General features: G+C 50.2%; 9 protein-coding genes. 2 read left to right on the forward strand and 7 right to left on the reverse strand.

Annotated features, from left to right (window positions below; translation table 11 throughout):
• Window position 1 precedes the first annotated feature (1 nt).
• A complete protein-coding gene (locus tag QLH52_RS09940) occupies window positions 2–520 on the forward strand; it encodes a lipocalin family protein (RefSeq protein WP_319961417.1) in 519 nt (172 codons plus the stop codon).
• 11 nt (window positions 521–531) lie between these two features.
• Window positions 532–1,473, forward strand: a complete 942-nt coding sequence (locus QLH52_RS09945; protein WP_205453950.1) for a YbgA family protein — start codon at window positions 532–534, stop codon at window positions 1,471–1,473.
• 3 nt (window positions 1,474–1,476) lie between these two features.
• On the opposite strand, the gene QLH52_RS09950 is transcribed toward QLH52_RS09945, so the two are convergent.
• The 7 genes from QLH52_RS09950 to QLH52_RS09980 form a co-directional block, all read right to left on the reverse strand.
• Window positions 1,477–1,677 (reverse strand): hypothetical protein, encoded by a 201-nt coding sequence (locus QLH52_RS09950; protein ID WP_101051867.1) that lies wholly within the window; start codon window positions 1,675–1,677, stop codon window positions 1,477–1,479.
• A 174-nt stretch (window positions 1,678–1,851) separates the two neighbouring features.
• Window positions 1,852–4,350 (reverse strand): GGDEF domain-containing response regulator, encoded by a 2,499-nt coding sequence (locus QLH52_RS09955; RefSeq protein WP_205453949.1) that lies wholly within the window; start codon window positions 4,348–4,350, stop codon window positions 1,852–1,854.
• A 16-nt stretch (window positions 4,351–4,366) separates the two neighbouring features.
• The gene (locus QLH52_RS09960) at window positions 4,367–6,670 is read right to left on the reverse strand and encodes a PAS domain S-box protein (protein ID WP_319961418.1); all 2,304 of its coding nucleotides are present in this window, start codon (window positions 6,668–6,670) and stop codon (window positions 4,367–4,369) included.
• A 243-nt stretch (window positions 6,671–6,913) separates the two neighbouring features.
• Window positions 6,914–9,094, reverse strand: coding sequence for an EAL domain-containing response regulator (locus QLH52_RS09965; RefSeq protein WP_319961419.1), 2,181 nt, complete (start codon window positions 9,092–9,094; stop codon window positions 6,914–6,916).
• 17 nt (window positions 9,095–9,111) lie between these two features.
• Window positions 9,112–10,965 carry an ATP-binding protein gene (locus QLH52_RS09970; protein WP_319961420.1) on the reverse strand — a complete coding sequence of 618 codons (1,854 nt, stop codon included), beginning with the start codon at window positions 10,963–10,965 and terminating at the stop codon, window positions 9,112–9,114.
• 13 nt (window positions 10,966–10,978) lie between these two features.
• The gene (locus QLH52_RS09975; RefSeq protein ID WP_319961421.1) at window positions 10,979–11,791 is read right to left on the reverse strand and encodes an HDOD domain-containing protein; all 813 of its coding nucleotides are present in this window, start codon (window positions 11,789–11,791) and stop codon (window positions 10,979–10,981) included.
• Window positions 11,792–11,833: 42 nt separating this feature from the next.
• Complete coding sequence (locus QLH52_RS09980) at window positions 11,834–12,646, reverse strand: response regulator (protein WP_319961422.1); 813 nt, start codon at window positions 12,644–12,646, stop codon at window positions 11,834–11,836.
• Window positions 12,647–12,777: the final 131 nt, after the last annotated feature.

The raw sequence follows: 12,777 nt of genomic DNA on the forward strand, positions 1-12,777 counted from the left end.
CATGCGTTATCTACCCATATTATTATTGAGCTTGCTATGCGCCTGCACCGACATCCCGGACGGCGTAAAAGTGATAGACGGCTTCGAATTGAACCGCTATCTGGGCACCTGGTACGAAATCGCCCGCCTCGATCACAGCTTCGAGCGCGGCCTGACGGACATCAGCGCGGAATACAGCCTGCGCGATGACGGCGGCGTCAAAGTGTTAAACAGCGGCTACGACGCCGAGCAAGGCCAACGAAAAATCGCCGAAGGCAAAGCTTACTTCATCGACAAACCGGACATCGGTCGCCTGAAAGTGTCTTTCTTTGGACCGTTTTACGGGGCGTATAACATCATTGCATTGGATAAAACCACTTACAGCTATGTGATGATCGCCGGCCCGGATCGCGATTATTTATGGATACTGGCCCGCAGCCCGGAGTTGGAACCGAGCATCCAAAAAGATTTAATTGAACAAGCCAAAACCCTGGGTTTTGCCACTGACAAACTGATTTTTGACCAACACCCCAAGCAATAACAGGATTAAGTATGCAGAAAATTTCGGTGGGCATCAGCGCCTGTTTGTTAGGCCAAGAAGTGCGCTACGACGGCGCGCATAAATATCACAGCTACATCGAACGCACGCTGGGCCAATACTTCGAATTTAGAGCGTTCTGTCCGGAAGTCGAAGCCGGTTTGGGCATCCCCCGCCCCTGCGTACAGTTGCGGGAAACCCCGGACGGCATTCGTTGCGTCGGCGTGAAGGATCATAGTTTCGACGTGACGGAACGCTTGAAACAGGCCTCCGCCCGGCAACACGATTGGCTGGGCGGCTTGTGCGGCTACATTCTGAAAAAAGATTCGCCCAGCTGTGGCATGACCCGCGTCAAAATTTATAAAAACGACATCCCCGCGCGGCAAGGCACCGGCATTTTTGCCGACTATTTACAGCGCACTTTCCCTAGCCTGCCGGTGGAAGAAGAAGGCCGGCTGGGTGATCCGGGCCTGCGGGAAAACTTTATCCAGCGCGTGTTTGTGATGCGCCGCTGGCGCGACTTATGCGAGCAGGGTTTAACAGCGCATGGTTTGATTACCTTTCACAGCCGGCATAAATTGATCGCGATGAGCCACGAGCAAAACCAGGCCCGCGAGCTGGGAAGAATTATTGCCGGCGTCACTAACGCAGACATTGAAAACACCGCCGCTGCCTATATCACAGCCTTGATGACTTGTCTGAAAATCGTCGCCACCCGCGGCAACCATGTCAATGTCTTGCAACACATCCAGGGCTATTTAAAGCACAAGCTGGACAGCGACGACAAACAGGAACTGGTGGAAACCATCGAAAACTATCGAATCGGTTTATTGCCGCTGATCGTGCCGCTCACCCTGCTCCGCCATCATTTCCGCAGAGAGCCGGATGACTTTATCGACAACTCCTATTACATGCTGCCGCATCCGGCGGAACTGTCGTTGCTGAACAGTATTTAGCCGCTATTGCAGTTGCTCCCGCTCGCGCTGATAGGCGTCGTAACTTTGCCGCCGTTCGCAATCGTTAGCCATGGCTTTTTGGCACTGCAATTGTCCGGCGTTCTGCAGCACATGATAGCCAAGCCGCTGCGGCCAGTCCGCACTGCAAGCGCTGCACAAGCCCAACACCCAGGGCACACAGCTTATGGCTTTGATTCTTCGCATAATCCCGCCTCCACGTCCTCTGTATAAAAGACCCCTAGTTTAATCCTTGCCGCAAAAACGGTGGTGCCTGTCAGCAAACAGTCATTGACGAGATATTGGAACTGCTGCCTCACCCAAGACAGCTCTACCCCTAAATCATCTTTACAAGTTACCGGTTTTTGTTAAATTTTAATTTCAAGGTTGATCGTTTGAGGTATTCGGAAGGTAGGTCTTAAAACCGGAATTAATAAAATCCTGTTGAAATTGTTCCGCGCTCACGGGTCTGCTAAACATGTAGCCCTGCAGCGAATCGCATTTTTGCTCAGTTAGAAAGGATAATTGACCCTTGGTTTCCACCCCTTCGACCACGACCGACAAGTTAAGCTCATGGGCCAGAGCGGTGATGGCCCTGACAAGGGTTTTACTGCCGTCGTCGCCAGGAAGATCAATCACAAAGGATCGATCTATTTTGACGCTTTGTATCGGAAATCGGCGCAGGTAGGTCAAGCTGGAATAACCTGTACCAAAATCGTCGATGCTGAGCCGCACCCCAAGCCCTTGAAACTGATGCAATACCTGCAGCGTGTTCTCGGGATCTTGCATAATTGCCGATTCGGTGATTTCAAGCTCCAGCGCGCTGGGATTAAGGCCGGTTTCGGCCAGCGTTCGTTTTACTGTTTGAAACAGGTTGGTATCGAGGAATTGGCGCGCCGATACGTTCACGGCTACACCGCCGAATGGCCCATCATTTTCAATCCAGGTTTTGGCTTGTAAACAGGCCTCACGCAACACCCAGGCACCAATAGGCACGATCAGTCCGGTTTCTTCCGCCACGGTAATGAATCGGTCCGGATACACCAAGCCCCATTCCGGATGCTGCCAACGCACCAGCGCTTCCGCGCTGACCACCACGCCGCTGCCGGTACAGACCTGAGGCTGATAATGCAGCCGTAATTCATCATGGGCTAAGGCATGCCTCAGACCCCGTTCCACCTTCATGCGTTCGATCGATTTTTCAGTCATTTCCAGGGTATAAAACTGAAAGTTGTTTTTACCGCGGTCCTTGGCCAAATACATGGCCGTGTCGGCGTTCATTAACAGCGAATGGCTGTCTTTGCCGTCGTCGGGATGAATACTGATACCAATGCTGGCGGTGACCACAAGATCATTGCCTTCCAAGGTAAACGGCTGGGTGAGGATGTCCAGGGTCTTTTGGGCAATTCTGGCCACATCGTCGATTTGATTGATGTCGCTCAGCAACACGATAAACTCGTCACCGCCCAACCGAGCCAGAATATCGTTCGAGCGCACCGAGGCTCTCAGGCGGTCGCTGACGGCTTGCAGCAATAAATCGCCCAAGCGGTGACCCAGCGTATCGTTGATCAACTTGAAGCGATCCAAATCCAGATACATCACGGCCAATTTACGGTTATGCCTTTGACCGGTCGATAATGCTTGAGTAAGGCGGTTATGAAACTGGTCGCGATTCAGTAGCCCGGTCAAGGGGTCGTGATTGGCCAGATAGATCAATTGCTGTTCGGCGTATTTACGGTTGGAAATATTCTGAATTTGCACAATGAAATACTGCGGCTCGCCGCCGGCAGTGCGAACCAGCGAGGCGCTGATCATAGTCCAAATGGTCTTGCCGACCATTTTATGAAGGCACTCCACCTCAATCTGAAACGTCGGCAGTACGTCGGTTACCAATTGCCGCAAGTAAAGGTTTATCACTTTGTCATGATGGTCTGCATGCGTGAGTATTTGCAGATTGGAGCCCAGCAACTCATCTCGCGTGTAACCAAAAATTTCACAGAGGGCATTATTGACTTGCAGGAAACTGCCGTCCAGGGCTATCAGCGCCATGCCGATAGCGGCCAGTTCGAATGAGCTATGGAAACGTTCTTCGCTTTCCCGCAGTAAATGTTCCATTTGTCGACGGGCGGTGATGTCCCGAAATACCATCACAGCACCCAACAAGGTTCCATCGTCATCGAGTATCGGGGCGGCGCCGTCGTCCACCGGAATTTCCAAGCCTGACTGACTAACGAACAAAGTGGGGCAGTCAATGCCGGTCACGGTCCGATTCTGTAATGTACTGAGGACCGGGTTTTCAATGACACTGCGGCTCGACTCGGCTATCAGCGTCATGAGTTCGCTGACCCGTTTACCTTTGGCTTGTTCCAGACTGTGTTCCGTTATCGTTTCGGCTACCGGATTCATAAACCGGATGACCCCTTCAGCGTCGGTGGCAATGACGGCGTCACTGATACAGTGCAGGGTTTTGCCAAACCACTGTTCGCTTTCCTTCAGCTTGCGTTCCAGCTGATACTTATACAACGCGACTTCGATGGAAGCGTGCAGTTCATCCGGCCGGAACGGCTTGATCAAATAGCCGTATGCGCCTGTGGCTTTCGCGCGCAACAAGGTAGCCGGGTCGCTATAAGCTGTCAGAAAAATCACGGGAATATGCAGAGACTCCGTGATGGCATGCGCCGCGCTGATACCGTCCATCTCGCCTTTCAACACAATATCCATCATGACTAAATCGGGCTTATGCTCATTGGCCAGCGTAATGGCTTGGCCTCCCGAAAAAGCAGTCGCGACCACTTCATAACCGAAACCTTCCAACTGCCTACGAATATCCATAGCAATAATGCCTTCATCCTCGACGATCATAATTCTACTGGCTAACATACGGAGCCCCTCCCGCTTAACAAGTTTTAGTAAAACGCAGAGTAAAGGTGGATCCGTTTGTCTGATCCAGGCTCATCTGTCCCATGAGTTGATTGGTCAAGGTATCAACCAATTGCAGACCCAGCGAGCTGCTTTTTTTGAAATCCATTTCGCTGGGAAGGCCGATGCCGTTATCGGAGATTATCAGGATGTATTCGCCTTGCTCCTGTGTGAAAGCGATGCCGATTTCGCCGCGCCGATCTCCGGGAAATGCGTACTTAATGGCATTGGACAGTAATTCGTTGATGATCAGGCCGCAGGGTATCGCGGTATCGACATCGAGAAACACATTGTCTATCTTCATGTTGAGCTTGAGCTTGTCGGAATAGGCGCCGTAGCCGAACAGCAAATGGTCGGATAGGCTACGAATGTATTCGTTGAAATCTATCCTGGCCAAGTCTTTGGATTGATAAAGTTTTTCATGTAACAAGGCCATGGCTTTGATGCGATCAGCACTTTGTTTGAGTAAATCGGCGGTCTCCGGACTCGTTACATTGCCGGCTTGGAGGTTGATCAGGCTGGACACCACCTGTAGGTTATTCTTGACCCGGTGATAGACCTCCTTAAGCAACATTTCTTTCTCGTTGAGGGTTTGTTTCAGCTTATCGTGGGCACTCTGGCGCTCGGTAATGTCAACGATGGAGCTGAGGACGATGATGCCGTTATCGTCATCGATCAGACCCAGGCCGATTTCGACCGGAAATTCGGTGCCGTCCTTGCGTAGACCGTACAGATCGCGTCCGGCTCCCATCGGCCTCGAAACCGGATCGGCTAGGTAGGCCCGGCGGAAACCGACATGTCCGTCGCGAAATCGCTCGGGAATCAACATCTCCACCAATTGCCCGATCAGTTCGGTTCGCGCGTAACCGAACGATGCTTCCGTTTGCGCATTCACCATCACGATGGTGCCGGACTCATTCACCATCACGATGGCATTCGGCGCCGACTCCACCGCTTGCCGGAATCGTTGTTCCAGGCGCTTGCGCTCGGTAATGTCGACGATCGAACTGAGCACCAGGGTTTCTTCATGGCTTTCGATCAGACCCAGGCCGATTTCGACCGGAAATTCGGTACCGTCCTTGCGTAGCCCGTACAGATCGCGTCCGGCCCCCATAGGCCTAGAAACCGGATCGGCAAGGTAGGCCCGGCGGAAACCGATATGTCCGCCGCGAAAACGTTCTGGAATCAACATCTCCACCCTCTGCCCAATCAGTTCGGTTCGCGCGTAACCGAACGAGGCTTCCGTTTGCGCATTCACCATAACAATGGTGCCGGACTCATTCACCATCACGATGGCATTCGGCGCCGACTCCACTGCTTGCCGCAACCGCTCCTCACGTTGTTTATGTTCGGAAATATTGTCATGGATTACGATAAGCCGGGCTAAGTTCTGGTCGGGAAACAGGATGACTTTCCCTGCAAACCAAAGCTGACCGGAACCGGTGTAATAAGGATATTCAAGCGAAAAGCGGGATAAAGCGCCGTTCAAAACCGACCTAATCCCCTCTGCGAACACCTTTCCGCCTCTATCGTTGGTCAGCCCGGTGTCCAGCAGGGCCAGATAATTTTGTCCGGGTTGAAGGCTTGCTTTATCCCCGGCGTATGCCTGATCGAAATCAAGCCAAGGCCTGCTGACTTTCAAGATATTGGCAGCTCCATCCAACACACAGTATTGTTTTGACAAGGAATCCAATATGGCGCCGTTAAAATGTTCGGCGTTGTGCGCTGTATCTTGCCGGCCCAAGTCAGCCGGCAAGGCTTGGGCCGTGGGTTTTTCCAGGATGTCCGACCGGCTTTTTTCCTTCTGTCTGCGCGCCAAGGCTGCACCGACTTGGCGAGCAAGAAGCTTGAGGCCCTCAAGTTGATTGACGCTTAACGCTCGTTGCACAACGTCGAACACACAAAGTGCGCCTAATGCTTCACCGGTGGGAATTAGAATCGGGCTGCCCGCATAGAAACGGATATGCGGCTCGGAAACCACTAGGGGATTGGCCGCGAAGCGACTGTCATGCTCGAGATGCGGTACAACCAACACATCCAGGTGTGATAGGGTTGGTGTGCCGAATCCGCAGTCTCTGGGTTGTTCGTTGGCCGCTATGCCCTTTTTGGCTTTGAACCACTCGCGGTCACTATCGACCAGTGTGATCACCGCAAAAGGCGTATCGCACATTAGTGCCGCCAGCCGGACAATGTCGTCAAAGTTTGATTCGGGGGGCGTGTCGAGGATGCAGCATTCGTGCAGCTTTTGTATCCGCAGAGTTTCAGCTTTCGATTCAAGCATAGCGAGTACCCCACCTCGGTTTAGACACTAGGCCTAATCATAATCTATAATTCAAAGTCAGGTGCTAATGTCAGTATGGTAAAAATAGTCTCCTGGGGAACGTGCGGGCAGTCCGCCGAATGGCATTCATTATCGGTTTTTGTGCTACAAAAAACTTTTATTTGCCAAAGTTACGCGGCTTATTTCATGATCATTAGATGAAAAATCCCGTTATCCGCGAATAAGCGAAATTGGTCGTCCCGGTCAGTTGGTTTTTTTCAGCAGTTGCTCCACTTCCGAAGCCGGCAACGGTCGGCTAAAGAAATAACCCTGAATTTCATCGCAGCCATTCCGCGCCAAAAAATCCATCTGTGCCTGTGTTTCAACCCCTTCGGCTACCACTTTAAGTTTAAAGTTGTGCGCCATCGCAATAATGGTCAACACTAAAGTAACATCGCCCTCTCCCAGCGGAATATCGTTGATAAATGCCTTGTCTATTTTAAGATTATCGAAGGGAAATCGTTTTAAGTAGCTCAAACTTGAATAACCCGTACCAAAATCGTCCATGGAAATGCGAATGCCGATATTCTTTAGCCGGGTCAAAGTAATGGCTACATTATCCGGGTCTTGCATCACCGCGCCTTCGGTTATCTCCAAATCCAGAAAACTCGCGTCCAATCCACTTTGCCGTAAAACACGGGTAATAGTTTGATCAAACGTGGGACTATGCAACTGCTTGGGTGAAACATTGATCGCCATATTGATGGCGGGTAGTCCCGCCAACTGCCAAGCTTTAGCTTGCAAACAGGCCGTATGCAACACCCATTCGCCTATCGGCAGAATCAAGCCGGTATCTTCCGTCAATGGAATGAAGTGATCGGGGGGAATCAAGCCCTTTTCCGGATGGTTCCAGCGCAGCAAAGCCTCCATACCGCAAATTTGTTCACTATGCAAATCGAACTTGGGTTGATAATAGACGACAAATTGCTCCAATCGTAAAGCTTGGCGCAAGTCTTCCTCCAGCATCAAACGCTGCATAAGGCGTTGGTTAAACGCTTCAGTATAAAAACTAAAGCTATTCCTACCCTTATCCTTAGCGTCATACATGGCGGTATCCGCATGCTGAAGCAGGGTCTCTTTGTCCGCCCCGTCAGCAGGATAAAAACTGATGCCGATACTTACCGCCCCATGCAGGGTGTGCCCATTGAGCTGTAGAGGCTGAGAGATTTCGGTAATGATTCGCGCCGCGATCAAAGCAGCATCGTCCGTTTTAGCAATACCTGGACATACACAGACAAATTCATCGCCGCCATATCGCGCTACGCTATCGCAAGCTCGGACGCAATTCAGCAGTCGCCCGGCAATGATTTTTAGGAACTCATCCCCCACCGAATGTCCCATCGTGTCATTGATGACTTTAAAGTCATCGAGATCCATAAAAAACAGGCAGAATACTTTGTGCTCGCGTTGCGCGGTAGTGATGGCGTTATTTAGACGATCATTAAGAAGATTGCGATTGACCAGCCCGGTTAGATCATCATAGTTAGCTCGATATTCCAACTGTGCCTGGTTGGATTTGAATTCGGTAATATCGTCGACGATGGCGACAAAGTGCGTCACTTCATCATTGGCGTTTTTGATTGGCGCGATAGCCAGTTCATTCCAGAACAACGAGCCATCCTTGCGATAATTACGGATAACGGCATAGCCGGTTGTCTTCCGGCGAATTGCAATTCGGAGACTCTCCAAGCCAGGCTGATCATGATCCTCGCCCAGCAGAAACGAAAGGTTACGGCCAAGTACTTCCGCTTTGTCGTAACCGGTAATGCGTTGAAACGCCGGGTTGGCATAAACCAGGGGATTGCCGGCTTGTCTGGCATCGGTAATGGTGATGCCATTGCGTGCGGCTTCAATGGCTTGATTGTGGAGCAACAGGGTTTTATTGGCTTGCGCCAGCTCTGCTGTACGTTGTTCGACTTTTTCTTCCAGATGTTCGTTGATGGCTTTCAGTGCATCGTTCTGTTGCCGGATGATAGCCGATAAGCGTTCCCGTTCTTCACGCAAACGTTTTTCTTGCAGTGCGTTATGAATCAATAGTTTTAATTCTTCGCCATTCCAGGGTTTCGTGCAATAACTGTAAATCCGGCCTTTGTTGACCGCTTGGATAGTCGATTCTAAATCGGCATAGCCTGTTAACAAGATACGCACGGTATCGGGCCATCGCTCAAATGCTTGAGCGAAAAATTCGGCGCCGCTCATTGTCGGCATCTGCATATCGCAAACAATTATATCAACGGTATGCTCGCGCAAAACCGTCAAGCCCTCCGCACCGCCTTCCGCAAGATAAAGCGTGTAATTTTCATTCCGAAACAGTCGATGCAAGGCTTTGAGCACATTGGTGTCATCATCGACAAACAGTAAAGCCGCCCGCCGATCGTTGGTCATTGGTGATGGCGGCAAATTCATAAGTCGACCGGCTGTTCTTTTTTTGGCAATACCACGCGAAAGGTGGTGCCTTCGCCGATCCGGCTGTCTACCTTAATTTCGCCTTGGTGCTTTTTAACGATGCTGTAGGAAACGGACAGTCCTAATCCCGTTCCTTTGCCCACCGGTTTGGTGGTAAAGAAAGGGTCGAAAATTTTATTGGCGTGCTCGGGCAAAATACCTTGCCCCGTATCGCTCACCTCAACCCAAAGGCTGCCGTTTTCGCTGCCGGTACGGATGGTGATCGTACCTTCCTTTTCAATGGCGTGGGCGGCGTTGACCAGCAAATTCATAAATACTTGGTTCAACTGATGCGGCAAACACCAGGCACGCGGGATGTCCCCGTATGCTTTGACCACACGGGCTTTGTATTTGATTTCGTTATTGACGATATTCAGTGTGCTATCCAGGCAGTCGTGCAAATTCGTCCATTGCCACTCGTCGGCACCGCCAGCATGCGAAAAATCCTTGAGATCCTGAACGATTTTTTTGACGCGCGACGCCCCCTCGTGAGACTCAACCAATAAATCGAGTACATCGGTTTTTAAAAAAACCAGATCGATTTGCTGCTTGAAATCCTGAATTTGCCGAAGTTGTTCGCCGTCGGCGCATTCCCCCTCAGTTTTTTCATATTTTTCCACCAACGCCAGCAAATCTTCCACGTAGGTTTTCAATGAAGTGAGATTGGAGTTGATATAGCCGATAGGATTGTTGATTTCATGCGCGACGCCCGCCGCCAATTGGCCGATGGAAGACATTTTTTCGGACTGTACCAATTGCTGCTGGACTTCTTGTATGGTGTCGAGGGCTGTCTGTAATTCCTGATTGCGCTGTTTCAGCAAGTCTTCGGCATTTTTATGCTGGGTAATATCCACAGTGATGCCGTCGATGCGTACCGGTGAGCCGGCATCATCGCAAACGGCGCACATGCGATGAAACAACCAACGAAGCCCGCCGTCGGGGCGATGAATACGATAGATGACTTTCTGGATACTGTTAGTCTTTAAATCGGCCAGACTGGCTTCCACCTGCTTTCTATCAATCGGGTCAATAATATTCAGCCATAACTGCGGATCATTTAAAAAATCCTCGACCGGCCGACCGGATACCTCAGTGGCGGCCTTGTTGAGATACAGCAATTTCATCGTGGCCGGCTCCATCGACCAGACCACGCTATCCAGTGAATTTAAAATGTCGTTGAGGCGTTTTTCCGACTCATTCAAGCGTTTGTGAGCCTCTATTAATTGCTGGTTGGCATTGGCATAGCGTTGATTTGCGTTGGCAAGCTGCTGGATGCGCTTGCGTTGATCACCATGTAACCTAATGTTGTCGATCACGAGCGTGATCGGATTAACTAATTTTTGTCCGTGGTCTAAATCCGCTCCCGTGTAACTACACTCATCGTTAAAACTGTTGACCGATAATGCGCCAATCAAGCGCTGGCCTATCTGCAATGGCCAGCACATGGAGGCAACCGGTATGCGGGTTTTGGTTTTGGGTGGGTAGTGGAGAAAGCGCGAGTCTTTATTGATATCGCCCTTGATCAATAGCGCCTGCTGGTTGGCCAATACCCAAGCTATCACGCCGTTGCCATTGGGTATCGCGCTGCCGACACATTCCTCAGGCAAACCGAGCGCAGCGACTATGGTTAAACAGCTGCTGTCTTCGCCTTCATACAAGACTAATGAGCCGGTATCGGCTCTAAATCCCTCTACAATATGACGCAGTAATTTTTCGAATATCTTGTTTGTATCCTCTTCAAACGCATCGGATTGCCCTAATTGGTAGAGGTTATAAATCCAGTCCCATTGTTGCGATTCAGTTAATAACATAATGCTCCCGAATTTATAGACTGGCGACGACCTGATTGGCGAATTGTTGACTAGAATTAGCCCAGTCTATGGCTTGGTCAAGAGGAATGTTCAGCATCTCAAGTATCTGCACAATAGACTCCGGATACTCAAAAGCCTGGTCGTCGCGTTGTTTGGCAAGTACCAGAAAATTGGCCATATGGATCATCAATTCTAACGATTTCCCTTCATCTTGCCCGCGTGGGATTTCGTGCTGTTCGATAGCATGCTGAATCGCCATCGGTAAATTCCAATGCTTTGCGACATTGCAACCGATCTCCGCATGATCAAACCCCAAAACGTGCCGTTCCGCTTCAATTCTATTGAGATGTTGCCCCGTAGTAATACGGCTGAAATCGTCTGGAAATAACAAAACAATGGCCAGCAACCCGATGTCATGCAGCAATCCCGCCGTAAAGGCAATATCCTGATCCATACCGGTATGAATCGCCAATTGTCGAGCACACTCCGCGACTGCCATGCTGTGATGCCAAAACTGTGAGTAGTCGAAATCTTGGCGGTTCAACCGAAACAGGTTCATAAAACCAAGGCCTAACAACAGGTTTTTTACCCGGTTAAGTCCCAACACCACCACCGCTTCCTGCAAAGAACCAATTTCTCGAGACCTACCGTAAAAAGGCGAATTGGCGACGCGCAAAATGCGTACCGCCATGTGTGGGTCTTGACTGATTTTGTTGGCGAGATTGGACAAGTTTTGCTTGTCGGCCGTGAACTGCAAGGCATCCATGATTACAGTGGGTAAGGACGGCAAATCAGCCAGCAGGGTCGCTTGGGATTTCGTATTCATGTCGGCAAACTCCACCTCTGTACTTTTCTGAGACAGTCAACGTTATGTCTTGACTGACGAAAGCGCCACTATAGTGCCTTTTGATTGACTAAGTTCACCCATTGGGCTTATCCACACGTACAGGGTCTTGCTATTGCCTAAATCTAAGCAGCTGCCGTTAAATTCTGCTGCAGTTTCAGAATCCTTGGTTTGCTGTAATACATGCAATAAGGGGGCGGGCAAAACACTCTCTGCTTGCAGGCCAAGCAAGCATTCGTTGGGATAACGCTGGAATAGCGAGTCCGCAAGTCGATTGGAAGAGGCGATCATGTGTCGTTCATCAAGGCCAAGAATAGCCAACGGCAAATGTTCAAGTATTTCCTGAGATATTTCCAGCATTTTGATGTTATGTACGATTTCACGGGTTTTTTGCATCACTTGTTGTTCCAAACTTTGATTAAGTCTGGCAAGTAAATCGTTTGAATGTTGGAGCTCTCGAGTCAGCCGTTGATTTTCCTGTTCCATTTCATGATATTCAAACGCTTCGCGAACGTTCTTACGTAGCAACTCGTCATCCCACGGCTTAGTCATAAATCGGTAAATCGCCCCTTCATTGATGGCGCCAGTCACCGATTCAAGATCGGTAAAGCCGGATAACACCACCCGTACGGTTTTTGGATAGAGCTCTTTAACTTTGCGCAAAAATTCCACACCGCTCATCTTAGGCATACGCTGATCGGATATGATCAGGGCTATATTATGATCGACAAGTAAATCAAGCGCTTCTTCCGCACCATTGGCAGTGAGTATGCTGTAGCCATCTCTGCGCAACGTACGTTTCAGCGCATTAATAATGTTCGGTTCGTCGTCGACCAATAGCAACGTTCTAGGAGCCTGTCGGACTTTAGCGCAGTAGATCTAACCGCGACATCGGTTTGGTAAAATAAGGAGGGTCAAAAGATCAGATATACGGAGCCTGTGATGAGTCGATTCATTCCCGTCAACCG

Source organism: Methylomonas defluvii (assembly GCF_033949435.1).
GTDB lineage: Bacteria > Pseudomonadota > Gammaproteobacteria > Methylococcales > Methylomonadaceae > Methylomonas > Methylomonas defluvii.

Coding starts and splice junctions, on each gene's coding strand:
- QLH52_RS09940 (WP_319961417.1), top strand. CDS start 2: ATGCGTTATCTACCCATATTATTATTGAGCTTGCTATGCGCCTGCACC.
- QLH52_RS09945 (WP_205453950.1), top strand. CDS start 532: ATGCAGAAAATTTCGGTGGGCATCAGCGCCTGTTTGTTAGGCCAAGAA.
- QLH52_RS09950 (WP_101051867.1), bottom strand. CDS start 1,677: ATGCGAAGAATCAAAGCCATAAGCTGTGTGCCCTGGGTGTTGGGCTTG.
- QLH52_RS09955 (WP_205453949.1), bottom strand. CDS start 4,350: ATGTTAGCCAGTAGAATTATGATCGTCGAGGATGAAGGCATTATTGCT.
- QLH52_RS09960 (WP_319961418.1), bottom strand. CDS start 6,670: ATGCTTGAATCGAAAGCTGAAACTCTGCGGATACAAAAGCTGCACGAA.
- QLH52_RS09965 (WP_319961419.1), bottom strand. CDS start 9,094: ATGACCAACGATCGGCGGGCGGCTTTACTGTTTGTCGATGATGACACC.
- QLH52_RS09970 (WP_319961420.1), bottom strand. CDS start 10,965: ATGTTATTAACTGAATCGCAACAATGGGACTGGATTTATAACCTCTAC.
- QLH52_RS09975 (WP_319961421.1), bottom strand. CDS start 11,791: ATGAATACGAAATCCCAAGCGACCCTGCTGGCTGATTTGCCGTCCTTA.